22 protein-coding genes and 3 pseudogenes are annotated in these 24593 nt (G+C 70.2%); 7 read left to right on the top strand and 18 right to left on the bottom strand.

Going from position 1 to position 24593, the window contains the following annotated elements:
* Nucleotides 1-14 precede the first annotated feature (14 nt).
* The 4 genes from tolR to ACFJIX_RS25005 all read right to left on the bottom strand — a co-directional run bounded on the left by tolR (nucleotide 15) and on the right by ACFJIX_RS25005 (nucleotide 3069).
* Complete coding sequence (gene tolR / locus ACFJIX_RS25020) at nucleotides 15-455, bottom strand: protein TolR (protein ID WP_377155336.1); 441 nt, start codon at nucleotides 453-455, stop codon at nucleotides 15-17.
* 15 nt (nucleotides 456-470) lie between these two features.
* A complete protein-coding gene (gene tolQ / locus ACFJIX_RS25015) occupies nucleotides 471-1163 on the bottom strand; it encodes a protein TolQ (protein ID WP_377155335.1) in 693 nt (230 codons plus the stop codon).
* Nucleotides 1164-1303: 140 nt separating this feature from the next.
* Entirely contained in the window at nucleotides 1304-1870 is a 567-nt protein-coding gene (gene ybgC, locus ACFJIX_RS25010) for a tol-pal system-associated acyl-CoA thioesterase (RefSeq protein WP_377155334.1), read from the bottom strand.
* Nucleotides 1867-3069 carry a pyridoxal phosphate-dependent aminotransferase gene (locus ACFJIX_RS25005; RefSeq protein WP_377155333.1) on the bottom strand — a complete coding sequence of 401 codons (1203 nt, stop codon included), beginning with the start codon at nucleotides 3067-3069 and terminating at the stop codon, nucleotides 1867-1869. The genes ybgC and ACFJIX_RS25005 overlap by 4 nt, the downstream gene beginning before the upstream one ends.
* Before the next feature lie 247 nt (nucleotides 3070-3316).
* Here ACFJIX_RS25005 and ACFJIX_RS25000 point away from each other — a divergent pair, with 247 nt between their 5' ends.
* From ACFJIX_RS25000 to ACFJIX_RS24980, 5 genes and pseudogenes are all read left to right on the top strand, one after another.
* Nucleotides 3317-4813: a hypothetical protein gene (locus ACFJIX_RS25000; protein WP_377155332.1), complete on the top strand. Its 1497-nt coding sequence runs from the start codon at nucleotides 3317-3319 to the stop codon at nucleotides 4811-4813.
* Between the two features lie 86 nt (nucleotides 4814-4899).
* Complete coding sequence (locus ACFJIX_RS24995; RefSeq protein WP_377155331.1) at nucleotides 4900-5925, top strand: GAF domain-containing protein; 1026 nt, start codon at nucleotides 4900-4902, stop codon at nucleotides 5923-5925.
* Nucleotides 5926-6105: 180 nt separating this feature from the next.
* A complete protein-coding gene (locus tag ACFJIX_RS24990; protein WP_377155330.1) occupies nucleotides 6106-6528 on the top strand; it encodes a hypothetical protein in 423 nt (140 codons plus the stop codon).
* Between the two features lie 101 nt (nucleotides 6529-6629).
* Nucleotides 6630-8595: pseudogene (locus tag ACFJIX_RS24985) on the top strand (TonB-dependent siderophore receptor); the annotation flags it as partial.
* Between the two features lie 171 nt (nucleotides 8596-8766).
* On the top strand, nucleotides 8767-9930 hold the full coding sequence (locus tag ACFJIX_RS24980; RefSeq protein WP_377161954.1) for a DUF1624 domain-containing protein: 1164 nt from the start codon (nucleotides 8767-8769) through the stop codon (nucleotides 9928-9930).
* Nucleotides 9931-9987: 57 nt separating this feature from the next.
* On the opposite strand, the gene ACFJIX_RS24975 is transcribed toward ACFJIX_RS24980, so the two are convergent.
* Both ACFJIX_RS24975 and ACFJIX_RS24970 read right to left on the bottom strand, forming a co-directional pair.
* Nucleotides 9988-11070: an ABC transporter substrate-binding protein gene (locus tag ACFJIX_RS24975; protein WP_377155329.1), complete on the bottom strand. Its 1083-nt coding sequence runs from the start codon at nucleotides 11068-11070 to the stop codon at nucleotides 9988-9990.
* A gap of 259 nt (nucleotides 11071-11329) precedes the next feature.
* On the bottom strand, nucleotides 11330-12253 hold the full coding sequence (locus ACFJIX_RS24970) for a LysR family transcriptional regulator (RefSeq protein WP_377155328.1): 924 nt from the start codon (nucleotides 12251-12253) through the stop codon (nucleotides 11330-11332).
* Between the two features lie 43 nt (nucleotides 12254-12296).
* Between ACFJIX_RS24970 and ACFJIX_RS24965 the strand changes: the two are divergent.
* Together ACFJIX_RS24965 and ACFJIX_RS24960 are read left to right on the top strand one after the other, a co-directional pair.
* Nucleotides 12297-13843 (top strand): annotated as a pseudogene (locus ACFJIX_RS24965) (MFS transporter).
* 111 nt (nucleotides 13844-13954) lie between these two features.
* Entirely contained in the window at nucleotides 13955-14260 is a 306-nt protein-coding gene (locus ACFJIX_RS24960) for a hypothetical protein (RefSeq protein ID WP_377155327.1), read from the top strand.
* On the opposite strand, the gene nusB is transcribed toward ACFJIX_RS24960, so the two are convergent.
* The 12 genes and pseudogenes from nusB to ACFJIX_RS24900 form a co-directional block, all read right to left on the bottom strand.
* Entirely contained in the window at nucleotides 14238-14738 is a 501-nt protein-coding gene (gene nusB, locus ACFJIX_RS24955; RefSeq protein WP_377155326.1) for a transcription antitermination factor NusB, read from the bottom strand. The genes ACFJIX_RS24960 and nusB overlap by 23 nt on opposite strands.
* Nucleotides 14735-15199 carry a 6,7-dimethyl-8-ribityllumazine synthase gene (ribH, locus tag ACFJIX_RS24950; protein WP_377155325.1) on the bottom strand — a complete coding sequence of 155 codons (465 nt, stop codon included), beginning with the start codon at nucleotides 15197-15199 and terminating at the stop codon, nucleotides 14735-14737. The genes nusB and ribH overlap by 4 nt, the downstream gene beginning before the upstream one ends.
* A 7-nt stretch (nucleotides 15200-15206) precedes the next feature.
* A complete protein-coding gene (ribBA, locus tag ACFJIX_RS24945; protein ID WP_377155324.1) occupies nucleotides 15207-16319 on the bottom strand; it encodes a bifunctional 3,4-dihydroxy-2-butanone-4-phosphate synthase/GTP cyclohydrolase II in 1113 nt (370 codons plus the stop codon).
* A gap of 127 nt (nucleotides 16320-16446) precedes the next feature.
* Nucleotides 16447-17550 (bottom strand): bifunctional diaminohydroxyphosphoribosylaminopyrimidine deaminase/5-amino-6-(5-phosphoribosylamino)uracil reductase RibD, encoded by a 1104-nt coding sequence (gene ribD, locus ACFJIX_RS24940; protein ID WP_377161952.1) that lies wholly within the window; start codon nucleotides 17548-17550, stop codon nucleotides 16447-16449.
* A 139-nt stretch (nucleotides 17551-17689) separates the two neighbouring features.
* The gene (locus tag ACFJIX_RS24935; protein WP_377155323.1) at nucleotides 17690-18217 is read right to left on the bottom strand and encodes a prepilin-type N-terminal cleavage/methylation domain-containing protein; all 528 of its coding nucleotides are present in this window, start codon (nucleotides 18215-18217) and stop codon (nucleotides 17690-17692) included.
* Nucleotides 18214-19326: a hypothetical protein gene (locus ACFJIX_RS24930; RefSeq protein ID WP_377155322.1), complete on the bottom strand. Its 1113-nt coding sequence runs from the start codon at nucleotides 19324-19326 to the stop codon at nucleotides 18214-18216. Before ACFJIX_RS24930 ends, ACFJIX_RS24935 begins: the two co-directional genes overlap by 4 nt.
* Nucleotides 19323-20036 (bottom strand): type II secretion system protein J, encoded by a 714-nt coding sequence (locus tag ACFJIX_RS24925; protein WP_377155321.1) that lies wholly within the window; start codon nucleotides 20034-20036, stop codon nucleotides 19323-19325. Before ACFJIX_RS24925 ends, ACFJIX_RS24930 begins: the two co-directional genes overlap by 4 nt.
* Nucleotides 20033-20611, bottom strand: coding sequence for a type IV pilin protein (locus ACFJIX_RS24920; protein ID WP_377155320.1), 579 nt, complete (start codon nucleotides 20609-20611; stop codon nucleotides 20033-20035). Before ACFJIX_RS24920 ends, ACFJIX_RS24925 begins: the two co-directional genes overlap by 4 nt.
* Nucleotides 20608-21189 carry a Tfp pilus assembly protein FimT/FimU gene (locus tag ACFJIX_RS24915; RefSeq protein WP_377155319.1) on the bottom strand — a complete coding sequence of 194 codons (582 nt, stop codon included), beginning with the start codon at nucleotides 21187-21189 and terminating at the stop codon, nucleotides 20608-20610. The genes ACFJIX_RS24920 and ACFJIX_RS24915 overlap by 4 nt, the downstream gene beginning before the upstream one ends.
* 194 nt (nucleotides 21190-21383) lie before the next feature.
* Entirely contained in the window at nucleotides 21384-21827 is a 444-nt protein-coding gene (gene nrdR / locus ACFJIX_RS24910; RefSeq protein ID WP_067271194.1) for a transcriptional regulator NrdR, read from the bottom strand.
* 16 nt (nucleotides 21828-21843) lie between these two features.
* Nucleotides 21844-23094 (bottom strand): serine hydroxymethyltransferase, encoded by a 1251-nt coding sequence (gene glyA, locus ACFJIX_RS24905; protein WP_377155318.1) that lies wholly within the window; start codon nucleotides 23092-23094, stop codon nucleotides 21844-21846.
* 378 nt (nucleotides 23095-23472) lie between these two features.
* Nucleotides 23473-24325 (bottom strand): annotated as a pseudogene (locus ACFJIX_RS24900) (transglycosylase SLT domain-containing protein).
* Nucleotides 24326-24593: the final 268 nt, after the last annotated feature.

The following is a 24593-nucleotide window of genomic DNA, read 5'->3' as shown; positions in this document are numbered from 1 at the left end:
ATCGTTGTCCGGTCTCAGCGGTCGGCCGCGGCGCCGTTCTTCACGGACAGGCCCACGCGCTGGATGCCCGCGCGCTGCAGCACGTCCATCGTCTTGACGACGGCCTCGTACTTCACGTTGCGGTCGGCGGAGATCACGACCGGCGTGGCCGCGTCGCCCTTCTGCGCGTCCTTGACGCGCGCGGCCAGCGCCTTGAGCGGCACCGGCGACGGATCCTGGTCGCCGTCGAGCTTGATCTTGAGCTGCTCGTCGGTACCGACGATCACCTGGATCACGTGCTGCGGCTGCGTGCGGCTGGAGCCGACGCTGGGCAGGTCGACGACGCCGGTGGTGATGAGGGGCGCGCTGACCATGAAGATGATCAGCAGCACCAGCATGACGTCGATGAACGGGACCATGTTGATCTCGTTCATCGTGCGGCGGCGCGAACCGCCGCGGGAGGACATCGCGGGCATGACCGGGTCTCCGGATCAGCGCTGCGCGGCCGGCGCGGGCTGGCCGGCGTTGCGTTGCAGGATGTTGGAGAACTCCTCGATGAAGGTCTCCAGCGTGATCGCGTTGCGGTCGATCTGGCGCGCGAAGCGGTTGTAGGCCAGCACCGCCGGGATCGCGGCGAACAGGCCGATCGCCGTCGCCACCAGGGCCTCGGCGATGCCGGGCGCGACGGTGGCCAGCGTCACCTGCGTCAGGTTGGACAGGCCGACGAAGGCGTGCATGATCCCCCAGATGGTCCCGAACAGGCCCACGTACGGCGACACCGAACCCACCGACGCCAGGAAGGACAGGTGCGATTCCATCGCGTCGAGCTCGCGCTGGAAGCTGGCGCGCATCGCGCGGCGGGCGCCGTCCAGCAGCTGGCCGGAGTCGACCACGCGCTTCTCGCGCAGCTTCAGGAACTCGCGCATGCCGGAGGCGAAGATGCGCTCCAGCGGTGCGCCGTCCTGGCGGTTGGAGACGTTGTTGTAGAGGTCGTTGAGGTTCTTGCCCGACCAGAACTCCTGCTCGAAGCCCTCGTTGCGCGAGCGGATGCGGCCCAGCGAGATGAGCTTGCTGAAGATCACGCTCCAGCTGGCCAGCGAGACCAGCAGCAGCGCGGCGATCACCAGTTGCACCGTGAGGCTGGCATGGGCGATCAGGGAAACGATGGAGAGGTCTTGGTTCATGAGGTCGACGGGCGGTGGTCGGGGATCAGGGGCGGATCGGCGGCGGATCGAGGACGGGATCGAGGACGAATTGTGACAAGACTGGCGGGGTCCTCGGCAAACGGCGGACCAGCCACATGCAAAGAAGCGTGTCAGCGGCGTCAGCGATGGGCGGGCGAGACCGACCCCGCGGCCCCCGGCGTCGGCTGCAGCGCTTGCAGGATGCGTGCCGGGATGCGCGCCGGTTTCAGGCTGATCGCATCGACGCAGCCGATGCGGATGCGTCCCTGCGTCAGCAGCTGCTCGCCGCGCCAGACCTGCTGGTCGATGACCAGGCTGGCGCGGCCGACCTCGGCCGGCACGACGCTGACGCGCAGCCAGTCGTCCAGACGCGCCGGCGCCAGGTAGCGCAGCGCGGTGTCGCTGACGACGAACATCAGGCCCTCGTCGCGGCGCATCGTCTCCTGCTCGAAGCCCAGGCCGCGCAGCCATTCGGTGCGGGCGCGTTCCATGAACTTCAGGTAGTTGGCGTAGAAGACGACGCCGCCGGCGTCGGTGTCTTCCCAGTACACACGCAGTTCGTGCTGGTGGACGGGCAGGGCGGGCGACGGGCCGGTGACGGTCAGCGGACCGCCGAGCAGCGCCGGGACGGTGGCGGCGCCCGGGTCGGCGCCGGCGCCGGATCGGGCGTCGGAGGAGAAGTCGGAGGAAGGGTCGGGCGCGGTCATGCGGCGCGGGCTTTCAGTTGGTCGAGGCGGACGCGGACGCGGTCGAGCGCCTCGCGGAGGTCGTCCATGCTGCTGGCGAAGGACAGGCGCAGGAAACGTTCGCCGAAGGCCGGGCCGAAGTCGCGACCGGGCGTCAGCGCGACCTGGGCGTGTTCCATCAGGTCTATGCACAGGTCCCAGCTGGACAGGCCGGTGCCCGAGGCGTCGGCCCAGGCGTAGAACGCGCCGTCGGGCACGACCGGCACGGGCAGGCCCATCGCCTCGAGCGCGGGCACGACGACGTCGCGACGGCGGCGCAGTTCTTCGCGGCGGCGTTCGTACTCGGTGATCGAGTCGGGTTCGAAGCAGGCCAGCGCGGCGTGCTGGGCGATCGTCGACGGACAGATGTAGAGGTTCTGCGCGAGCTTCTCGACCGCGCCGACCATCGCCGTCGGCAGCACCAGCCAGCCGAGCCGCCAGCCGGTCATGCCGAAGTACTTGGAGAAGCTGTTGATCGACACGACGTCGTCGCCGAGCGTCAGCGCGCTGCGCGCATAGCGGTCGTCGTAGCCGAGCGGTTGGTAGATCTCGTCGACGATGGTGACGCCGCCGCGCTCGCGCACGAAGGCGTGGATGCGGGCGAGTTCGTCCGGCGCGATCGAGGTGCCCGTCGGGTTGCTCGGCGAGGCGAGCAGCACGCCGCGGCTGCGGTCGTTCCAATGCGCGCGCAGCCGCTCGAGGCTGAGCTGGAAGCGCTCTCCCGCGGTCGACGGGATCAGCACCGGCGTCGCGTCGACGGCGGCGACGAAGTGCCGGTTGCACGGATAGCTGGGGTCCGGCATCAGGACCTCGTCGCCGGCCTGGAACAGCGCCAGGCAGGCGAGCTGCAACGCGGCGGACGCGCCCGCAGTGATGACGATGCGATCGGGATCGAGGGTCAGCTGTTGCGTCTGGCCGTACCAGTCGGCGATGCGCTGACGCAGCGCGCGCAGGCCGTTGGCCTGCGTGTAGGGGATGCGGCCCTCGGCGGTGAAGCGCGCGGCGGCCTCGCGGACGCCGGGGCTGGCGCCGAAGTCAGGTTCGCCGATGTTCAGGTAGATCATGCGCCGGCCGCCCCGGGCCGGATCACAGATCGCCGAGCGGGCGATCTCGTCGGCCCGCTTGGCGCACTCCATGACATAGAACGGGTCGATGTTCCCGACACGATTCGAAAGTCTCATGCGCGCCATCATAGGGTGAGACGCGGCGAGGTCCGCGTCGGGATCGCAGACGCCCGATCGATGGGGATTGATGCGGTCTTGGCGCGATCCTGAGACGACGCGGAGGCCGCCGTGAGGGCCTGTTGAAGCGGCCTTGACGCCAGCTTGAAGTGCCTGACAAGCGGATACCGATGAGGCGGAAAACATGTCAACGACGGGCCTTGGGACCCCGTTGGCAAGGGCATCGCAGTCAACCCCCTTCATGCCCATGCACCACTCGTTCCGTCTTGCCGCGCCTGCCGCGGCTGTCCTCGCGGTGCTCCTCGCCGGTTGCGTCGCGCCCACGCACACGACCGTCCATGCCGATGCGTCCTACCGCGCGCCGCCCACCTGGGCGCCCCTGCCGCCACCGCCGCCGCCCGCGCCGGTCGTCAGCGTCTACGTCGAGCCGCCGCTGGTGCAACCCGAGCCCGTCTTCGTCGACGTCGCGCCGCCGCCGATGCTGGTGGAGGTCCCGCCGCCGCAGCCCTATCCGGGCGCCGTGTGGACCGGCGGCTACTGGGGCTGGCAAGGCCGCTGGGTCTGGTGCACGGGGCGGTGGTCCTCGCCGCCGCGGCCGGACTATGTCTGGGTGCATCCCTATTACGAGCATCGCGACGGCGCCGTGGTGTTCGTCTCCGGCTACTGGGCGGCGCATGGCGTGGGCTTCGTCCCGCCGCCGCCGGGACTGCACCTCTCGGTCCAGATCGCGATCGGCGGCGGTGCCCGGCCGATGGGGCCGATGGGCGTGTTCGTGCCGCCGCCGCCGGGATCGCGTCCGGGCCTGATCGTTCCAGCGCCGCTCGGCACGCCGCCCGCCGTGGTGGTCAGCGCGCCCCCGATCACCAACGTCGGCATGCGCATCCAGCACAACACGCAGATCAACCACACGGTCATCAACAACACGGTGGTCAACAACACGACGAATGTGAACAACGTTCGCAACGAGACGAACATCACCAACGTGACCATCGTGGCGCCGGCCAGCTCGACGGCGAGCGGCAAGCCCTTCCAGGGCGAGGTGCCGGCCGCCGCGCATCTGGCGGCGGCCCTGCCGGCGGTCGTGCACGCGCCGGCGCCGGTGCCGCAGCAGCAGCAGCAGCAGCAGCAGCCTCAGCTAGCGCAGCATCAACAGCCGCAACCGCAACCGCAACCGCAACCGCAACCGCAACCGCAACCGCAACCGCAACCGCAACCGCAACCGCAACCGCAACCGGGAGTGCAAGCGCAGCAGCAACAGCAACAGCAACTGCATCAGCAGCAACTGAATCAGCAGCAGCCGGCGAACCATGCGGCGCCGATGCCGTCATTCAACAATCCTCCTCCATCGCCGCAGCCGTCGCGCGCGATGCAGGAGCCGGTCAATGCGCCCCCTGAGCGTGACCGGGCGCTTGAGCAGGCGCGTCCGCGCGACGGCGTGCGGGAGCAAGAGGTCCAGCGCGAGCGCGAAGACGCTCGTGCCCATGACGCGGCGCGTGAACGCGAAGCCGCGCGGCAGCGCGCATTGGAGACGGAGGCCGCGCGACAGCGCGCACCGGGGGCTGAGGCCGCGCGTCCCGCGGCGAGCACGCCACCCCCACGCCAGGCCGCGCATGCCGATGATCGCCGTGAGGACGCCCGGGCGCGCGATCACGACCGGGCGCGCGCGAAGGACAAGGAGAAGGACAAGCAGCGGGAGATCGAGAAGCAGCGCGAGATCGAGAAGGAGAAGGAACGCGAGCGCTGAGCGTCCAGTCTTTCAGCTCCACGGGTTCCAGGGGAGGCGCGCCGTCGCCGACGACAATGGCGGCGTGCCCTTGACGGACCCGTCGAATGAACGGCTCGATCCTGCTCATCCTGCTGTTGACCGTGTGCGTCGCCGCCTTGCTGTGGCGGCTGCATCTCGAGCGCACGGTGCACGCCCGCGCCCGCACCCGTGACGAGCGCGTGGTGGGCGTGCTCACCAGCGTCCTGCGCGCCAACCGCATGGTGCAGCGCATCGACGACGAGCGGGAGCTTCTGCGGGAGGCCTGCCAGATCTGCGTCGACGCGGGCTACGCCATCCTGGCCGCCGTCTATCAGAGGGACGGTGACCTGGCCCGCCGGGCCGCGTCTGCCGGGCCGGCGGCGGAGGTGCTGGCGAACGTGCCGGACCCGCTGGACCTGCGGGACGCGGAGATCCAGCGCAGCTACACCGCCCGGGTGCTCCGTGACGGCGTGAGTGCCGTCAGCAACAACTACGTCCTCGATGCGCAGGCGGGGCGATGGCGGGCGGAGGCGGTCGCCCAGGGCATCCGGGCCATCGCGTGGATCCCCGTGCGTCGCGCGGGCGAGGTCGAGTGCGTCCTGATGCTTTGCGCCCGGGAGGCGGACTTCTTCGACGCCGAACTGATGACCATGCTGGAGGAGCTGGGCGCGGATCTTTCCTTCGCGATGGACATCGTCGACGCGCGACGCGCCCGGGAGCTGAACTTCCGCGAGATCGAGGCCGGCCGGGAACGGTTCCGGCGCCTGTTCCAGGCCGCCCCGATCCCGATGGCCATCGTGGCGCTGAAGGACCGGCGCATCGTCGAGGCCGACCAGGCGCTGTGCCAGCGGTATGGGAAGTCCGAGGGAGAGATCCTCGGGACCTCGACGGCGTCACATGCCTACGGCGTCCTGCCGGAGGACAGGGATCTGTTCTACCGCGTCCTGGCGACGAACGGGCGGGTCCGCGACCTGCGGCTGCGATTGCAGGGCGCGAACGGCGAAGTGACCCCGGTCATCCTGTGCGCCGAACCCATCGAGCATCTGGGCGAGAGCTGCTGTCTGATCACGAGCCTCGAGCTGCAGCCGATGAACCTCGATGAACCCCAATGACCGATACCCGTTGACCGTTGACCGTTGACCGTTGACCGGTGACCGGTGACCGGTGACCGGTGACCGGTGACGGCGGGTGATCCGCGGAAGATCGACAGAGGTTGGGCGGATGTCGGGCGAGCCTTGCGGCAGAATGCCGCGTCCGCTCCATCGCTCATCTTCCGCGCCGTCTCCCTCCCGATGCCGTCGTCCCGCCGATTCGGTTCCCCCTGGCTGCTCCTGCTCGTGCTGGTGTGCAGTCTGCTGGGCCGTCCGATGCATGACGCGTGGCACATCGCGCATCCGTTCGGCGAGTCCGAGCGGGGGGCGGCCCTCGTGGCCGTCGTTGTTGCCGATGTCGATACCAACGTCGCCGCGATTGGTGGCGGAGAGGGGCCAGCCGGCCCGCAGGACGACGTCGACAACGTGGACGACGATGGCGGCCTGAAGTCCGACGCCTGCGCCTGGTGCCTGTTCCACGCGCAGGCCGCGGCGCCCGGCCGGGCGCCCGATGCGCTGCTGACCCACGCCGAAGCCAGCGCGCCCCCCGTGGCGCTGCCGCGCGGGCCGCTGCCCGCGCTCGTCTGGACCGTCGCGAAGCCTCGCGGACCGCCGTCCGCCTGAACCGTCCCTGCGCCTGGCGCGCAGTCATCCCCTCCGGTTCACTTCGCCGGGGAGCCGTCGACACGTCGTCGTGCGCTCCCCGGGGTCACTCCTTGCCTGTCATGTCCACCATCTCCGTTTCGCGTGCCGGTGTCGCACGCTCGTTCGTCGCATGCCTCGTCGTTCCTTCGCTCTGCGCAGCAGCATCGGAGGGCAGCGCCGACGCCACCCTCGATGCCGTTGCCGTGAACGGCACCCGTCAACCCTATCGAACCCTCGTCGTCACCGGCGCGATGAAGACCGACACCCCCGTGCGCGACCTCGCGCAGAGCGTGCGCGTGCTGTCCGAGACCCTGCTGGCCGATGCCGGCGTCACGCGGCTGGACCAGGCGCTGGACCTCGCGAGCGGCATCTCCCGGCAGAGCAACCTCGGCGGGCTGTGGGACAGCTATGCGATGCGCGGCTTCACCGGCGATCCGAACTTCGGCTCCGACTACCTGGTCAACGGCTTCAGTTCGAGCCGCGGCTACAACGGCGTGCGCGACACGGCGAACGCCGCCTCGGTCGAGGTCCTGAAGGGCCCGGCCTCCGCGCTCTACGGTCGCGGCGAGCCCGGCGGCACGGTCAACATCACGACCAGGAAGCCGCTGTTCGTGCCCGAGCACGCGCTCGGCTTGTCCGTCGGCAGCCACGGCAGCCACCGGACGACCGCCGAATCGACGGGCCCGCTGGGCGAGCGGCTCGCGTACCGCCTGACCGCCGCGCAGGAGCGCGTCGGCAGCGATCGCGATCACGTCGAGTCACGCCGCGCGATGGTCTCGCCGTCCTTCCTCTGGATGCCGGACGCCGACACGACCGTCTCCTACGAGCTCGAGTTCTCGAGGCAGAAGGCGACCTTCGACCGCGGCGTCGTCGCCATCGACGGCCAGCTCGGGCGCGTGCCGCGCCATGCGTTCTACGGCGAGCCCGGCGACGGCCCGACGGCCACGCGCAGCGTGGGCCATCAGCTTTTCGTCCAGCATCAGCTGAATGACGACTGGTCGCTGCAGACCGGCCTGAGCTACCGCGACAGCGCGCTGGCGGGCACGGCCACCGAGGCGCGCTTCGTGCAGACGGACAAGCGCACGCTGGTCCGCCAGCGTCGCACGCGGGCGTTCGACGGCACCGACCTGTCGGGCCGCTTCGAGCTGCTCGGCACCGTGCGCGCGGGCGGCCTCGCGCACCACCTGCTGTTCGGTGCCGATGCCTACCGCTTCGTCGACCGCCGGGAGCAGTACCGCGTCGCCACCTCGACGCCGATCGACCTGTTCGAGCCGGTCTACGGCGCGGCGCCGCCCGCGATGGCGCTCAACACCTGGACCCGCGAGACGCAGAAGTCCCGCGCCGTCTATGCGCAGGACCAGATGGACCTCGGCGAACGCTGGAAGCTGCTGGTCGGTCTGCGTCACGACCGCTACGACCAGTCGCTGCTCAATCGCCGCAACGGCGTCACGACGGACCAGTCGCTCGGCGCGACGTCGCCGCGCGCGGGCCTGGTCTATCAGCCGAGCGGCACGCTCGCGCTGTACGCGACGGCCTCGCGCAGCTTCCGGCCCAACAGCGGCGTGAGCCGCGCCTACACGTCGTTCCCGGCGGAGCAGGGCCGTTCCGTCGAGACCGGCGCCAAGTACGACGCCGCCGACGGCCGGCTGTCCGCCACGCTGGCCGTCTACCGCATCGCGAAGAACAACGTCCTGACGCCGGACCCGACCGATCCCGAACAACTTCTCCGTCGCGGCCGGCGAGGTGCGCAGCGAAGGCGTGGAACTCGACGTCGGCGGCGAAGTGGCCCGGGACCTGCGCCTGTCCTTCGCCTATGCGTTCACGCACGCGCAGGTGACCCGCGACAACAACGCGTTTCTCGTCGGGCGGCCGCTCGCCAACGTGCCCCGGCACAGCGCGACGCTGCTGCTGGTCCAGGGGTTTGCGCTCGGCGCCGGGCGGGCGACGGCGGGCTTCGGCGTGAACCTCGTCGCAGCGCGCGAAGGCGCCGTCGCGCCGCTCGCCGCCGCCGACGACTTCAAGCTGCCCGGTTACGGCACGCTCAAGCTGCTCGCCGGCTACCGGCCCGACAGGCACTGGACGTTCTCGCTCGACGTCGACAACCTGCTCGACCGCGTCTACTACGCCAGCGCCTACAGCCAGGTCTGGGTCGCGCCGGGCGCGGGGCGCAAGCTTCGTCCTGTCCGCGCGCCACGTCTTCTGAACCCGCGAGTGCCCATGACTGCCGCCGCCTTGTCCCGTCCGCCGTCCTCCCGCATCGCGTCGATCGACGCGCTGCGCGGATTCGTGATGATCGTGATGCTGCTCGATCACGTCCGCGAGACCTTCTACCTGCACCTGCAGGTCACGGATCCGATGACGGTGCCCGGCACGCCGCCGGAGCTCTTCTTCTCGCGGCTCGCGGCGCATCTCTGCGCGCCGGTGTTCGTGTTCCTGACCGGGCTCTCGGCCTGGCTCCACGCCCACCCCGACGGTGCGCCGCCGCGCGACGTCCGCGGCTTCCTGCTCAAGCGCGGCCTGCTGCTGATCGGGCTGGAGCTGACGCTGGTGAACTTCGCGTGGAGCGCGAGCTTCGGCGTGATCTACCTCCAGGTGATCTGGGCGATCGGCTTCAGCATGCTGGCGCTCGCGCTGCTGTCGGGGCTGCCGCGCTGGGCGCTCGTGGGCATCGGGCTCGCGATCGTCGGGGGACACAACGCGCTGACCGGCCTGTCGGTGCCGCCCGACGGCGGCTGGCGGGCCTTGTGGACGTTGATGCTGCATCGCGACTGGCTCATCCCGGAAGGGCTCGTCAGGGTGCGCGTGAGTTATCCGGCGCTGCCTTGGGTCGGGGTGATCCTGCTGGGCTTCGCGACGGGGCCGCTGTTCTCGCGCGCAACGCCCGTGCGGCAGCGGCAGCGCGTGCTGTGCGGCCTCGCGGCGGCCTGCCTGCTCGCGCTCGCGGTCCTGCGCGGCTTCAATCTCTACGGCGAGAACGCGCCCTGGGTCACCGGCGCCACGGCGCTGGACACGGCGATGTCCCTCCTGAACTTCACGAAGTACCCGCCGTCGCTGGACTTCCTGCTGTTGACGCTGGGGATCGGAGCAGTCCTGCTGGCCGCCTTCGAGCACGGGCGCCATGCCTTCCTCCGCGTATGCGCGGTCTTCGGCGGCGCGCCGATGTTCTATTACCTGCTGCACCTCTACGTGCTGCTGATCGGCTATCGCGTGCTGCTCGCGGTCTTCGGCCCCAACCAGGGCGTGCGATTCGGCGTGGATGCCGGCCAGTTCCCGCTGATCTGGCTCATCTGGCTGGGCCTGGTGCCGCTGCTCTATCCGCCGGTGAAGGCGTTCGCGGCCTACAAGCGGCGCACGCACCGGGCCTGGGTCAAGTACCTGTGACCGCACCGGGCCCCCAGCAGGCCCCGTGTGGGGCCCGGCACATCGACCCTCCCGGGCTCAGCGGACGAAGCGGTTGCCTTCCCCGACGATGGAGAGATCCGCGAAGTCCAGGCCCGAGTGATCGCTCGGGCTGTAGCTGATCTCCAGGCCGCCGATGTTGACCTTCTGCAGGCCTTCCAGCGTGTCGCGGAGCTTCTGCCGCGTCGGGTGCGGGCCGGCGCGGCGCAGGGCCTCCACCAGCACCTTGGCGCCGGCGAAGCCCTCGATCATGGCCGGCGTGATGTCGCCGTGGCCCTGGGCGGTGGCGAGCCCCTGCGCCTCGGTCACGATGGCGGCGGCGCGGGAGCGTTCATACGGGAAGACCTGCCCGACGATGATGCCGCGCGCGTTCTTGCCGAGCGAGGCGACGAAGCCCGACGAGGCGTTGTTGGACAGGGTCACGATCTGGACGCGCGAGCCGCTGTCGCGGATCGCGGCCACGCCGTCGACCACGGCCTGTCCCGAGCCCAGGAAGATCACGGCTTGCGCCGAGGTCGACTGCGTCTTGGCGACGGTCGCCTTGAAGTCGGGGTGGGCGCGGTCGAACTTCTCGACGAAGGCGGCCGACTTGCCGACCGCGGCGAAGCCCGTCATCACGCCGACCACCGCGTCCGCGCCGAACGAGTCGTCGACCTGGACCACGCCGATCTTGTCGATGCCGATCAGGCTCAGATGGCGCACCGCGCGTTCCGCTTCGCGCTGGTAGGTGGCGCGGACGTTGAAGAGCCACGGATGGACGGGCTTGTGCAGCGCCATCGCGCCGGTGGACGGGGCGATCAGGGGCACGCGGTGCTCGGTGAGCAGCGGCATGATGGCCTGGTTGTGCGGCGTGCCGCGCGTGAGGAACAGCGCCAGCACGTTGTTGTCGACGATCAGCGTGCGGGCGTTCTCCGCGGCCAGCTTCGGGTCGAACTTGTCGTCCAGCGAGATCAGCTTGATCCGCTCGCCGTTGACGCCGCCGGCCTTGTTCACGGCGTCGAGGTAGAGCTTGGCGCCGTCGGTCGTTTCCTTGACGCTGGCCGCGACCGGTCCGGTGAATCCGGAGGTCTGGCCGATGAGCACATCGGCGTGGCAGGTCGTCGCGAACAGGAGGGAGAGCATCAGCCCACAGAGATTTCTCACATGCATTCCTGGCAAGAAGTTGGGGCGCCATGATCGGGCGCGTGGCGGACGCGAGCGTCGTCGGCACGCCACGTCGGTGCGCGTGGGCGATCGTCGGAGCGAAGCGCCGTCTTGAGGTGCGAAATGTACGGCGATGTGGGGACGCCGCTGCGAGGGCTTCCCCGGTTCGGACACCGGCGGTTGCATGAATTACCTCGACGTCGGTAGCGCGGAGTGACCGGCGCGACCCTCGCCGTGATCAAGGTGATCGGGGGGGCGCCATCGACCTGCAGAGCTCGAACACCAGGCCGCGCAGCCATTGGTGTCCTGGATCCTTCTCGAGCCGCGGGTGCCACATCTGGGAGACGGTGATCGGCTCGGTCGGCACCGGCAAGGGCAGGGCGCGGAGTGCGCCCTGGATGAAGTCCGGCCGGAAGAAGGTCGACGGCACCAGGGCCACCAGGTCCGTCGCGGCCGCGATCGACAGCGCCGCGCGGAAGCTCGGCACGACGACGGCGACGCGACGCGCCAGTCCGCGTGCAGCCAGCACCTCGTCCACCGGGCCCGCGCGACGGCCCCGCCGCGAGGTGACCACGTGGGCGCAGGCCGCATAGCTCGCGGCGTCGAGTTCACGCGCCTCCAGCAACACGTGACCCTCGCGCACCGCGGCGACGAAATGGTCGCGATAGAGCGCCTGGATGCGCACCTCGGGGCCGGACTCGCCGAGCACGCCGATGTCGAGATCGATCAGTCCCTCGCGCAGCGGGCGCACGTCCTTGTCGGGCTTGGGGGCGAAGCGCAGGCAGACGCCTGGCGCTTCTTCCGCCGCGCGTGCGACCAGCGCCGGCGCGAAGGCCTCGATGAAGCCGTCGTTCGCGCGCAGCGTGAAGGTCCGCTGCAGCCGGCGCAGGTCCCAGCCCGCGCCCGCCGGCTGCAGCACGGCGCGCGCGCCCTGCGCCAGCTCGCGGACCTGGTCGCGCAGCGCCAGCGCGTGCGGTGTCGGCACCATGGTGCGGCCCGCGCGCACGAGCAGCGGATCTCCGGTGGCCGCGCGCAGTCGTGCCAGCGTGCGACTCATCGCGGATTCGCTGAGCCGCAGGCGCTCGGCGGCCCGCGCCACACTGCCTTCGGCGAGCAGCGCGTCGAGCGCGGTGAGCAGGTTGAGATCGATGTCGTCGGCCATCCGGCCACGCTAGCACGCGCGCGAGCAGTGCGGATGGCGTCGCATGCAGGGACTGCCTGCGCCCGGCGCGCTGGTCGCGTCGCCGGACCGCTCCTATGCTGGACGCACCTCCTGCCGAGTCGCCGTCCCGATGTCCGCCACGCCGTCCGCTTCATCCGCCACATCCACTGCATCCGCTGCATCTGCCGCATCTGCCGCATCTGCTGCGTCGGCTGCATCCGTCTCAACCGGACATCCGCCCGACATGCCCGACACCGACGGCGTGCCGTTGCCCCGACGTCACGCCGCGGTCGCCGCGCTGCTCGGCGCGATCGCGCTGGTGGTGCTGGACGGCGCGATCGCCAACGTCGCACTGCCCAACATCGCGCAGACTCTCGACAGCTCGCCGGCCGATGCCATCTGGGTCGCGACGGCCTATCAGCTGGCGGTGGTGATGTTCCTGCTGCCGGCATCGGCCCTGGGCGAGCGGCTCGGCTATCGGCGCGTGTTCGTCGCGGGCGTCTCGCTCTTCACCGCGGCCTCGGCGCTGTGCGCGCTGGCCCCCTCGCTGGGCTGGCTGGTGGCGGGGCGCTGCCTGCAGGGCCTGGGCAGCGCGGCGGTGATGCCGCTCGGCCTGGCGCTGCTGCGTTTCACCTATCCGAAGCGGCTGCTCGGACAGGCCATCGCGTACAACGCGCTGGCGGTCGCGGGCGCGTCGGCGGCCGGACCGCCATCGGCGCGGCCATCCTGTCGGTGGCCGGCTGGCCGTGGCTGTTCGCGGTGAACCTGCCGGTCGGCCTGCTGGTGCTGATCGCCGCGCGCGGATTGCCGAGCACGCCGGGCACGCGGCGGCCGCTCGATGTCGTGAGCGTCGCCCTCAACGCGGGGATGTTCGCGGCCTTCGTGCTCGGCGGCGACCAGGTGCTGGCGAAGCCGCTGGAAGGCGGCGCGCTGCTGATTGCGGCGATCGTCTGCGGCGCGCTGCTGGTCCGTCGCGAGCTGCAACGCGCGGCGCCGCTGATCCCGATCGATCTGCTGCGCTCGCCGTCGTTCCGGATGTCGATCATCGCGTCGGTGTGCTGCTTCACCGGGCAGATGGCGAGCTATGTCGCGCTGCCGTTCTACATGCATCACGTGCTGGGCCTGAGCGTGCTCGAGACCGGACTGCTGATGACGCCGTGGCCGCTGGCGGTGATGCTGGCCGCGCCCCTGTCCGGTCGACTGGCCGACCGCCTGCCGACGGCCTGGCTCTGCGCGGCCGGCGCGGGCGGTCTCGCTGCGGGGCTCGCGCTCTGCGCCGCATGGCCGGCGCAGACGGATCCACGGCCGTTGCTGGTCGTCTTCACCGCGCTGGCGGGACTGGGATTCGGCTTCTTCCAGACACCCAACAACCGCAACATGCTGCTGTCCGCGCCGAAGGAGCGCAGCGGCGCTGCCGGCGGCGCGCAAGGCGTGGCACGGCTGACCGGTCAAACGCTGGGCAGCCTGTTGATGGGGCTGCTGTTCACGTGGCTGCCGGCGTCACGGGCCTCGCATGCGGGGCTCGGCATGGCTGCGGGATTCGCGCTGGTCGCGGGGCTGGTGAGCTTGTGGCGAGGGCGCGCCACGTAGCGGCGACGCGTTCATTCTTTGACCGAATCGGTGTGATTCCCAGGGCTGGGTGAGATTCGGGTCTCGCCAGCAGGTGGAGACTGATCGTCTTCTTCGCTCGGGAGTCTTTCGATGCATTTGGCTTTCCCCTCCACCTTGTTTCGGCTCGAGGCCATCTGGCGCAAACTTCGCGCATCGTTTTCGCAAGAAGAGTGGGGCTTCCGGATCCTGACCGTCGTGATCGCCGTGGGTCTTGGGTGCGGCAACCTCACGTTGATGCGAGTCTCGTATTTCCTGGGTCAGGTGGATCAATACCAGGTGCTGTGCAATGGGCTGGCCCCCGCAGCTGCCGCGCCAATGAAAAAGGCCGACGCGTCCCTTGCGGGAGCAGCGTCGGCCTCGGTCCGGGTGGAGATCAGTTGCCGCGGACGGCCTTGACCTCGACGGGACGCAGGTCGATCGCGGCGCGGTCCAGCACGCCGTTGACGTACTTGTGGCCGTCCGTGCCGCCGAAGGATTTGGCCAGTTCGACGGCCTCGTTGATCGCGACCTTGTACGGGATGTCGATGCAGTTCTTCAGCTCGTACGCGCCGATCATCAGGATCGCGTGCTCGATCGGCGACAGCTCGGTCGTCTTGCGGTCCGCGTGACGGGCCAGCACCGCGTCCAGATCGGCCGCTTCCTCGATCGCGCCGTTGAAGAGCTTGTCGTAATGACCGCGGTCGGCCTTCTCGAAGCCGTCCTGCTCGCGCGTGTGCGCGTCGATCACGCCGAGGTCGTCGCCAGTCACCAGCCACTGGTAGATGCCTTGCAGCGCGTGCTCGCGCGAGCGGCGGCGCGCCGACTTGGCCGGCGCCTTCTTCGCGCCCGGCTTGCCTGCGCTCTTGCCGGCGGGGGTGTTGTCCTTGGTGTTCACTTGAGTTCTTTCAGCAGCTGTGCCATTTCGACGGCAACGGTCCCGGCATCGCGGCCCTTGTCTTCGGCCCGCGCCCAGGCCTGTTCCTCGTTCTCGACCGTCAGGATCGCGTTGGCGATCGGCAGGCGGTGGTCCAGCGTCAGGCGCGTCACGCCGGCGCCGCTCTCGTTGGCGACCAGCTCGAAGTGATAGGTCTCGCCGCGGATGATGCAGCCCAGCGCGACGAGCGCGTCGAACCTGCCGCTGACGGCCATCGCCTGCAGCGCCACCGGCACTTCCAGCGCGCCCGGCACGGTCACGTGGCGGATGTCGGCGTCCTGGACGCCCAGACGGGCGAGTTCGCCCAGGCAGGCCTTGGCCAGCGCCGTCGTCAACTCGTCGTTGAACCGCGCCTGGACGATGCCGACGCGCAGGCCCCGTCCGTCCAATCGGGTCGACTGACCCTTGTCAGATCCTTGCATGCGGTCCTCAGCAATTCTTGTCGTTGGCACCGGCCTGGGCGGCCTGGAAACCGGTCACTTCCAGCCCGTAGCCGGTCATGCTCGGCATGCGGCGCGGGCTGCCCAGCAGCTTCATCCGCTGCACGCCGAGTTCGCGCAGGATCTGCGCGCCGACGCCATAGGTGCGCAGGTCCATGGTCTGACGGGTGTCTTCCGACGCGGCCGGCTGCAGGCGCGCCAGCAGCGCGTCCGCGTCCTCGCCGCAGTTCAGCAGCACCGCGACGCCGGAGCCCTCGCGCTGGATCGCCGCCAGCGCCTGCGGCAGCGGCCAGCTGTGACCGCATCGGCCGGCGTCAAGCAGGTCCATTGCCGAGAAGGGCTCGTGCACCCGCACCAGCACTTCCTGGTCGGGCTGCCATTGGCCCAGCGAAAGCGCCATGTGGACGTTGTTCGAGCGGTCGCGGAAGACGTGGCAGTCGAAGCGGCCTTCGCGCGTGTCCAGCGGACGCTGCGCGATGCGCTGCACGATCGACTCGTTGCGGCTGCGGTATTCGATCAGGTCGGCGATGGTGCCGATCTTCAGGCCGTGTTCCTTGGCGAAGATCTCCAGATCCGGCAGACGGGCCATGGTGCCGTCGTCGTTCATGATCTCGCAGATCACGCCGGCGGGCGTCAGGCCGGCCATGCGCGACAGGTCGCAACCGGCTTCGGTGTGGCCGGCGCGCATGAGCACGCCGCCGTCCTGCGCCTGCAGCGGGAAGATGTGGCCCGGTTGCACGAGGTCCGACGCGACCGCGCCCTCGGCGACCGCCGCCTGCACGGTCCGCGCGCGATCGGCGGCGGAGATGCCGGTGGTGACGCCGGTGGCCGCCTCGATCGACACGGTGAAGGCCGTGCCGTGCTTGGTGCCGTTGCGGGTGGCCATCGGCGGCAGCTGCAGCTGCTCGCAGCGCTCGCGGGTCAGGGTCAGGCAGATCAGGCCCCGGCCATGCTTGGCCATGAAGTTGATCGCCTCCGGCGTGACGTGGTCGGCGGCGAGGACGAGGTCCCCCTCGTTCTCGCGGTCCTCTTCGTCGACGAGGATGACCATGCGGCCGGCCGCCAGCTCGGCGACCAGCTCGGGAATCGGTGAAATAGGCATGGGTGCGATTGTAGGCGGGGCGGCCCGGTGGTCGGACTCGCGGGGTTCCTCGGGAAGGTCGGGCGATCCTGGCGCTGCGAGGCCGACGCGCCCGATGCGGCTGAAGTCGATGAAGTCGCTGAAGTCGCTAGGTCGATGAAGCGGCGAGCGGCCGCAGTCTCAGCCGCAGATCGCCCCCGACGGACTGGCAGTCGACCATCCGGAAGCGCGGCGCCCCGTCGAGCGTCGTCAGCCCGCCCAGGTCGACCATGCCGCGGCCCTCGCCCAGCAGCATCGGCGCGACGTAGATCAGCAATTCGTCGATCAGTCCGGCCCGCAGCAGCGATCCGTTGAGCTTGTAGCCGGCCTCGATGTGGAGCTCATTGACCTGGCGTCGGCCCAGGTCGCGGATCGCCGCGCCCAGGTCGACCTTGCCTCTGGTCGGGTCGGCGACGGAGACCAGTTCCGCTCCGCGCGCCGCCAGCGTGACGCCACGCTCGCCCGGCTCGGCCAGGGCGTGATAGATCAGCAGTTGCCCGGGCGGCGCCAGCAGGCGCGCGTCCGGGGACAGCTCCAGGCGCGAGTCGATCAACACGCGCTGCGGCTGCAGCACGGTGTCGACGTCCCGGACATCCAGGCGCGGATCGTCCTCGCGCGCGGTGCCGATGCCGGTCAGCACGGCGCCGGCACGACGCCGCCAGGCGTGGCCGTCGCGCCGGGCCTCGGGGCCGGTGATCCATTGGCTGACGCCGTTCGAGAGCGCGGTCCGCCCGTCGAGGGACGCGGCGATCTTCATCCGCACGAAGGGGCGTCCGTGCTGCATGCGGGTCAGGAAACCGATGTTGAGTTCGTGCGCCTCGACGGCGGACGGGTGGTCGGTCGGCAGCACCTCCGTGGCGATGCCGGCGGCGCGCATCCGCGCGAGGCCCTGACCGGCGACCTGCGGGTTCGGGTCACCGAGCGCGACCACGACCCGTCCGACGCCGGCCGCGATCAGCGCGTCGCAGCAGGGCGGGGTGCGGCCATGGTGGGCGCAGGGTTCGAGGGTCACGTAAACGGTCGCGCCGCGCACGTCCTGACCCCGGGCTTGGGCATCGCGCAAGGCCATGACCTCGGCGTGGGCCTGTCCGGCGGCCTGCGTGTGCCCCTGGCCGAGCACGCGATCCTCGCCGTCGACGATGACGCAGCCCACTCGGGGGTTGGGGTCGGTGAGGCCGACCGCGTCGTGGGCCAGGCGCACCGCCTCGGCCATCCAACGGTCGTCGCGCGGCGGCGTGGAGATGCTGGATGCGGCGGAGGCGCCGGACGCACCCGAGGCAGTGGCCGGCGGCAGGCCGGAGGGCGGTTCGGGCGGCAGGGCGGGCGATCGGACGTCTTGCATGGCGCGGAGTCTAGCGGCGCGATCCCGGCGGGAGCTGCAGCAGGCCGGAGAGGGCAGGATCGGTGAGGGGGAGCAGGCTCTCGAGGGTGACGGACCGGGGCCGTCCGGTGCGATCCGTCCACTGCACGCGCACCTGCACAGGTCGCAGCGGCGGCGTGACGGCGCCGGCCCCGGCCTCCGGCGCGCCCTCGTCGGCGCCGCGGCCCAGCGCGTCGGCCGCGGGCACCGCGCGGCCCGCGATGGCGAACTCGATGTCCGGTCCTTCCCATGACAGCGCGGGGGAGGGGCCGCCCGGCTGCCAGCGCCAGCGCTCGAGTTCATTGTGGGCGAGGCGCAGGGCCTGATCCTGGTGGCGGGCCTCGTCTGCGGCCACGCGCAGCCGGGCCTGCAACGTCATGAGGGCCACCGCGCCGATGGACAGCAACACCAGCGCGACCAGCGCCTCGACGATCGTGAATCCGCTGCCGATACGGCGCCGGGCGCGACCGGATCGAGGATGGCGAAGGGATCGGGCAAGGGATTGGGGAAGGCACTTCATCGTGTCGGTGTCCAGCCGCCAGGGACCGGTACGAAGCTGCCCATCTGTCGATGGATGCGGTAGAGGACGGCGGCGTCATGGATCAATTCGACCGAGCCCGCCTTGTCGACACGGGCATCGCTGACCACCGCCCCGCGCAGCGAGGTCGGCATGCCGGCAGGCGGGTGCCAGTCGACGCCGTCCCGCGCGTAGAGCACGCCTTGTGGATGGCCGGGAGCGGCGAGGTCCAGCCGCCCGTCGACGATCAGCACAAGCGGCGTGCCGTCGAGCGCCGACGCTGGCCATTGGGACAGGTGCGCGTCGCCGTCGATCCAGATCAGGCGGCGCCCGCGCGCCAGCGCCTGGGCGAGCGAGCCGTCGCAATCGCCACCGCAGCGCAGTCGGGTGATGGCGGGCTGGTCGCGATAGCGTCCCGGCGGATAACCGAAGACCCGGAGAAAGCTCCCCGGCCCCTCCACCAGGGCGGACGGAGGCGGCACGCGCAGCGCGCTGAGGAGCGCGAGATGCTGGGCGGACTCGGCCACGCCGATCGGGCCGTTGGAGACATCGTCACAGTCCGCCCGGCGGTCGCTGCAGCCGCGTGCGATCAGCTTCAGCTGGCCCGGCCCACCCGCGTCGGCGAAGCGGATGCTGAACTGCGGTTGCGCTTCGCCATCGGCGCGCGGTCCGCCCGCATCCGCGTTGCCGGAGACCCCGCAGCGGCAGGACCATCGCAAGGGGCCGGAGTTCGTACAGGCCGGCGTTGTCGATGCTGCCGGTGCTGGCGCCGCTGCAGCTGCTGGTGGCGAGCCTGGCGCGTGATAGTAGCCATCGGCGCCGATCAGCAGGAATCGGCCGCGGAAGTCAGACGATGTCGCGCCGTCGACCGCTGGTCGAGCCGTCGCGGGCCGGCAGGCCTCGTCGATGGCGCCGCCGTTGAGCATGGCGACCGCCCAGGCCATGCCGGACTCGGCGCCCTCGGACGCCGTGGCGGCCCGCAGGTCGTTGGCCGCCACGCGCTGCGCCGTCGCCAACTGCCGCGCCGCCCAGGCGGCTCCGAGTGCCAGCACGCCCAGCAGCACCATGCACATCGCCAGCGTGCCGAGGCCTCGCTCGTTCCGCCGGGTCATGGGCAGGCTCCCGAGAGCGCGTGGTTGTGCAACTGGCTCAGCAGTTCGAGGTGATGGCTGACGCGCGGGTCATGCACGGCCTCGGCATCGACGGTCAAGGTCACCAGGCGCGCGGACAGGGTCGGCGGGCAGGCGGCGCCACCAGCGCCGGAGCCGGAGGCACAGGCCGGGTCGCAGGCATCCTCCAACGGATACGCCTGCGACGAGAGTCGCACCTCCAGCCGCCGCACGCGCAGCAGGTCGGGATCCGTCAGCGGTTGGTAGCGGCCCGCGATCAACTGGTCGATCCGACCGTCGTTCAAGCGGAAGCCGGAGGTCTCGCGGACGCTCCCGCCGCCGGGGGCGCTGCCGTCCCGGGCGAAGCTGTAGGTCAGGCGCCGGCCGGCGTCCTCGACCGTGAGATCCGCGTAGGGATTGCGGACCGGCGCGTCGGTATCGTCCTGCCAGACCCCGTCCTGCGCACGGTCCCAGAACGCTGCGCGACGCAGGTCGCGCAGCAGGAGTTCGGCGGTGGCGCGCAGTTCCTGCTGGACCTGCAGTTCCAGCATCAGCCGGTGGTGCTCGCCGAGCTGGACGCCCGCCATCGAGAACGCACCGGCCAGGAGCAGGAGGCCGATCGTCAGTCCGATCATGAATTCGACGAGCGTGAATCCTCGCGCGGATCCTCGTGTCGAACTGCGAATCAAGCCTTGGCAGAGGTGGTTCGTCATGCTTGCTCCATCACTGTGGCCAGCAGGCGTCTGCCTGCTCGACCCCCTTGCTCGTCGAATCCGGTGGTGTAGACCGCGCCGAGTTCCAGCCGCAGCGTCAGCACGCGGCATCGACGGTCGGCGGACTGGCTGCCTTGCGCGACGGCCTCGGCCCGGTAGCGCGTGGCGTCGGCCTGGACGAGGCGCAGCCGATAAAGCCCGCCCTTCGTCGTCGCGGGCTGCTCGATGTCTTCGAGGCGGTCGGCGTACCGCGGGCTGCGCGAGCGGAAACGCTCCTGCGCGAGCTGGATCTCCTGCAATGCCTCGCGCGCCTCGGCGCGCCGGCCCTTGATGACCCGATCGCGGAAACCGGGGAGCGTCAGCGCCGCCAGCACGGCAACGATCGCCAGCACGGTCAGGATCTCGATCAACGAGAAACCGCGGCGGCCCATTGGCTTGCCTTTTCGCATGCCCTGTCGCATGCCCTGTCGCATGTTCATTCGCACGTTGGTTCGCGCTGTCATGCGGGGCTTCATCGGCGGCTTGACCGGTGGCTTCACCGACGACGGCGTCAGTGGCGTCATCAGCGGCGTCATGCGCACCTCGGCAGGCGGTTCAGCGCGCCATCGGGCGTGCAACTGCGCACGCGGCCCGTGATGCTCACGATGTGACGGACCGTGCCGATGCTGGCGATGCGGACCTCGACCGTGCCGCTGACCGATACGGTCCCCTGGCGTCCGCTGAACAGCATCGAGGGCACGTTGGCCGTGACCTCCGGCCGTCCCCGGTCTTGCACCCAGCGCGCCTGCTTGATCGCCTGCGCGTCGGCGCGGCAGGTGGGTGGTGCATCCAGGTGGCAGTCGCAGCCACCGGCGGCGCCGGTGTGCAGCACGTAGCAGCGGCCGCTGCCGCTGACGGCGGATTCATCGCCGCCGAAGCGCAGGCTCACGTTGCGCGAGCCCTGGATCGCCTCGCTGCGAGCCAGTTGAAGATCGCCGAGAACGGTCTGCGCGGCATTCGCGAGTCGCTGGCGCCAGAGCCAGTCGCGCAGGTCGGGCCCGGCGAGCAGGGCCACGAGCACGACCAGCGCGACGCTGACCAGCACCTCGATGAGGCTGATGCCGCGCGGGGCGGTGGGGCGATGGCAGGGGAACGGGGAAGCGGAGGGCTGCAAGGAAGATCTCCCGAAGAGTTGCCAGGAACTCTAGGGAGACGGCGGCCGTTGCGCTTCGCCTTCAGGAGGGGAAAGCCGGCCCGCTGAAGGGGGCCGGCTTTTGGGGATGCGCGGGGGATGCGCCTGAAAAGTCCGTGAAGGCCGCGTCAATGACGCACGACTTCAGTGCCGCACACGCGCGGCGTCCCGCGACCTCAGATGTCTCGGATCAGCTGCCGGAACTCGTCGACGTCCTCGAACGAGCGGTACACCGAGGCGAAGCGCACGTAGGCGACCTTGTCGATGCGCTTGAGCTCGCGCATCACGTGCTCGCCCAGCTTGGTCGACGGGATCTCGCGCACGCCGGTGCTGAGCAGCTTCTCCTGGATGCGCTCCAGCGCCGCGTCGATCTGCTCGATGCTCACCGGCCGCTTGCGCAGCGCCAGCGTCATCGACGCGCGCAGCTTGCCCATGTCGAACTCGGCGCGCGTGCCGTCCTTCTTCACGACCATCGGCAGCGCGATGTCCGCGCGCTCGTAGGTCGTGAAGCGCTTGTCACAGGACTGGCAGCGACGGCGGCGACGCACCACGTCGCCTTCGTCGGACTCCCGGGTCTCCGACACCTGCGTGTCGCCGTGACCGCAGAACGGGCATCGCATGCGCCGCGGACTCCGCTCAGCGGTAGACCGGGAACTGACGCGTCAGCTCGGCCACCTGCTCGCGCACGCGGGCCAGATTGGCCTCGTCATGCGGGTTGTCCAGCACGTCGGCGATCAGGTGGGCGGTCTTGCGGACCTGCTCCTCCTTGAAGCCGCGCGTGGTCATCGCCGGCGTGCCCAGGCGGACGCCGCTGGTCACCATCGGCTTCTGCGGGTCGTTCGGGATGCCGTTCTTGTTGCAGGTCATGTGCGCCGCGCCCAGGATGGCCTCGGCTTCCTTGCCGGTCAGGTTCTTGGGGCGCAGGTCCACCAGCATCACGTGGCTCTGCGTGCCGCCGGAGACGATGCGCAGGCCGCGCTCGATCAGCGTGTCGGCCAGCACCTTGGCGTTGGCGACGACCTGCTGCTGGTAGGCCTTGAACTCGGGCGTCAGCGCTTCCTTGAAGGCCACCGCCTTGCCGGCGATCACGTGCATCAGCGGGCCGCCCTGGATGCCGGGGAAGATCGCCGAGTTGATCTTCTTGGCGATCGCTTCGTCGTTGGTCAGGATGATGCCGCCGCGCGGGCCGCGCAGGCTCTTGTGCGTCGTCGAGGTCACGACGTCGGCATGCGGCAGCGGGTTCGGGTAGACGCCCGCGGCGATCAGGCCGGCGTAGTGCGCCATGTCGACCATGAAGTAGGCGCCGATCTCCTTGGCGATCTTGCCGAAGCGCTCGAAGTCGATGTGCAGCGAGTACGCCGACGCGCCCGCGATGATCAGCTTGGGCTTCTTCTCGCGCGCCAGCGCTTCCATCGCGTCGTAGTCGATCGCCTCCTTGGCGTCCAGGCCGTAGGAGATGACGTTGAACCACTTGCCGCTCATGTTCAGCGCCATGCCGTGGGTCAGGTGGCCGCCTTCGGCCAGGCTCATGCCCATGATGGTGTCGCCGGGCTGCAGCAGCGCGAAGAACACGCCCTGGTTGGCCTGCGAGCCGCTGTTGGGCTGCACGTTGGCGAACTCGGCGCCGTAGAGCTGCTTCAGGCGGTCGATCGCCAGCTGCTCGACGATGTCCACGTACTCGCAGCCGCCGTAGTAGCGCTTGCCGGGGTAGCCCTCGGCGTACTTGTTGGTCAGCTGGCTGCCCTGGGCTTCCATCACCGCCGGAGAGGTGTAGTTCTCCGAGGCGATCAGCTCGATGTGGTCTTCCTGGCGCCGGGTCTCCTGCTGGATGGCGGCGAAGACTTCGGCGTCGACGTTGGCGAGGGTCTGTTGGGTGCGGTCAAACATGATGATGTCGGCTCAAGGGTTGGCGCCGCCCGGCCGGCAACGCATCGGCGCGGTCGCCATTCTTCTGGAATGACAGCGACCCGGCGACGGAGGACGGAACGACGGCGGCCCAGGCGAACGGCACGGACAGCCAGGGAGATCCCCGGCCGTTCGCGCTTCCCGGTGGTGGCCCACCTCGGGCGACGCCTGTGCGGAGACCGATCCGTCTCCGGGCAGGGCGCCCTGATCGCCAGTTGCGCGAAGCCCGCAGTGTAGCCGCACCGTCGAGGGGCGCCGGGCATCTCGTGACATTGTTCCCACGGCAGAGGGGTCGCCGGCTTCGCCCAATGAGAAACGGGTTCCCGTGGAACCCGTTGATCGAGGTCGCGGAACGAGCGTTCAGCGCATGACGGCGGTCATGGCGACCTGCTCGCCGGTCGAGGCCGGCGCGGACGCCGGCTCGCGGATCGGACGCGGCGCCGAGGGGCTGACGTTGCGTCCCTGGGCGACGGCCTTCAGCAGGTCCTGCTCGGCCAGCACGCGCGAGGCGTAGCCGGTGTCGTCGGGCAGGTTGGCGGCACCGACGTAGCGGCGCAGGCCTTCCTCGAGGCTGCCGGCGCGCTGGATGCACTCCTTGAGCACCTGCACGCCGACGCGCAGGTTGGTGACCGGGTCGAAGGCGGCCAGGTTGCCACCGAAGGCCTCGTACTTGTCGTCGTGGACGCGCGTCATCACCTGCATCAGGCCTTGGGCGCCGACGGCGCTCTGGGCGAACGGGTTGAAACCGGACTCGATCGCCATGATGGACAGGATCAGCGTCGGCTCGACACGGGCGCGCTGGCCGACCTCCCAGGCTTCCTTGACCAGGCGGCTGACCGGTTCCCGGCGCGACGCGGTAGCGTCTGGCCAGGTAATTGGCCACCAGCGCCTGCTGACGGGTGAGCTCCTTCGGATCCACTGCGGTGGCGCGGGTGATCGCGTCGGGCTCGGCCATCAGGGCGAGCACGTCGCCGGAGGCCTCGACGCGCGCCTCGTGGCGCGCATTGAGCCAACCCAGCACCTGGCCTTCCAGTTGCTGGCGCAGGTCGGCCTGGCTGGCGAAGACCAGCCCGACGGCGACGACGGCGAAGCCCACCAGGGCGAGCGTGTTGTGGCTGACGACCAGGAGGCCCTGGCCGATGTCCTTGACGAAAAGCACCAGGGCGGCTTGCGCCTGGCGGGGCAGGGATAGCAGGTCTGAACGCGCTGTCATGCGACTCCTTTCTCCGACCACGCCCGGTGTGTGTCTGGCGAGCCGCTCGAAGCGTTCACTCGCGGGACACCCACCTGGGGGTGGTGATAATGGGCCGGCTCGGGCGTCGTCGACGGCTCGGAGGGCTCTCAGAGGGCTCCGGGCTCTTGATGCGACAGACGGGCGATCCAGCGTCCATTGGCAGCACACCGGCTTCGCGTCCCACAGCGAAGACCGGGATAACCCTGGGGGTCAGGGCAGGGCGCGATTCTATGGATCAAAAATAACC

It is taken from the genome of Roseateles sp. UC29_93 (assembly GCF_042695725.1).
Lineage (GTDB): Bacteria > Pseudomonadota > Gammaproteobacteria > Burkholderiales > Burkholderiaceae_C > Roseateles > Roseateles noduli_A.
Note: the sequence above shows the minus strand (reverse complement) of the source record. Positions and strands in the feature narration are given on the sequence as shown.

What these genes read in the sequence shown, in the direction of transcription:
- tolR (WP_377155336.1), bottom strand. Translation starts at nt 455, where the DNA reads ATGCCCGCGATGTCCTCCCGCGGCGGTTCGCGCCGCCGCACGATGAAC.
- tolQ (WP_377155335.1), bottom strand. Translation starts at nt 1,163, where the DNA reads ATGAACCAAGACCTCTCCATCGTTTCCCTGATCGCCCATGCCAGCCTC.
- ybgC (WP_377155334.1), bottom strand. Translation starts at nt 1,870, where the DNA reads ATGACCGCGCCCGACCCTTCCTCCGACTTCTCCTCCGACGCCCGATCC.
- ACFJIX_RS25005 (WP_377155333.1), bottom strand. Translation starts at nt 3,069, where the DNA reads ATGAGACTTTCGAATCGTGTCGGGAACATCGACCCGTTCTATGTCATG.
- ACFJIX_RS25000 (WP_377155332.1), top strand. Translation starts at nt 3,317, where the DNA reads ATGCACCACTCGTTCCGTCTTGCCGCGCCTGCCGCGGCTGTCCTCGCG.
- ACFJIX_RS24995 (WP_377155331.1), top strand. Translation starts at nt 4,900, where the DNA reads ATGAACGGCTCGATCCTGCTCATCCTGCTGTTGACCGTGTGCGTCGCC.
- ACFJIX_RS24990 (WP_377155330.1), top strand. Translation starts at nt 6,106, where the DNA reads ATGCCGTCGTCCCGCCGATTCGGTTCCCCCTGGCTGCTCCTGCTCGTG.
- ACFJIX_RS24980 (WP_377161954.1), top strand. Translation starts at nt 8,767, where the DNA reads ATGACTGCCGCCGCCTTGTCCCGTCCGCCGTCCTCCCGCATCGCGTCG.
- ACFJIX_RS24975 (WP_377155329.1), bottom strand. Translation starts at nt 11,070, where the DNA reads ATGCTCTCCCTCCTGTTCGCGACGACCTGCCACGCCGATGTGCTCATC.
- ACFJIX_RS24970 (WP_377155328.1), bottom strand. Translation starts at nt 12,253, where the DNA reads ATGGCCGACGACATCGATCTCAACCTGCTCACCGCGCTCGACGCGCTG.
- ACFJIX_RS24960 (WP_377155327.1), top strand. Translation starts at nt 13,955, where the DNA reads ATGCATTTGGCTTTCCCCTCCACCTTGTTTCGGCTCGAGGCCATCTGG.
- ribH (WP_377155325.1), bottom strand. Translation starts at nt 15,199, where the DNA reads ATGCAAGGATCTGACAAGGGTCAGTCGACCCGATTGGACGGACGGGGC.
- ribBA (WP_377155324.1), bottom strand. Translation starts at nt 16,319, where the DNA reads ATGCCTATTTCACCGATTCCCGAGCTGGTCGCCGAGCTGGCGGCCGGC.
- ribD (WP_377161952.1), bottom strand. Translation starts at nt 17,550, where the DNA reads ATGGCCGAGGCGGTGCGCCTGGCCCACGACGCGGTCGGCCTCACCGAC.
- ACFJIX_RS24935 (WP_377155323.1), bottom strand. Translation starts at nt 18,217, where the DNA reads ATGAAGTGCCTTCCCCAATCCCTTGCCCGATCCCTTCGCCATCCTCGA.
- ACFJIX_RS24930 (WP_377155322.1), bottom strand. Translation starts at nt 19,326, where the DNA reads ATGACCCGGCGGAACGAGCGAGGCCTCGGCACGCTGGCGATGTGCATG.
- ACFJIX_RS24925 (WP_377155321.1), bottom strand. Translation starts at nt 20,036, where the DNA reads ATGACGAACCACCTCTGCCAAGGCTTGATTCGCAGTTCGACACGAGGA.
- ACFJIX_RS24920 (WP_377155320.1), bottom strand. Translation starts at nt 20,611, where the DNA reads ATGACGCCGCTGATGACGCCACTGACGCCGTCGTCGGTGAAGCCACCG.
- nrdR (WP_067271194.1), bottom strand. Translation starts at nt 21,827, where the DNA reads ATGCGATGCCCGTTCTGCGGTCACGGCGACACGCAGGTGTCGGAGACC.
- glyA (WP_377155318.1), bottom strand. Translation starts at nt 23,094, where the DNA reads ATGTTTGACCGCACCCAACAGACCCTCGCCAACGTCGACGCCGAAGTC.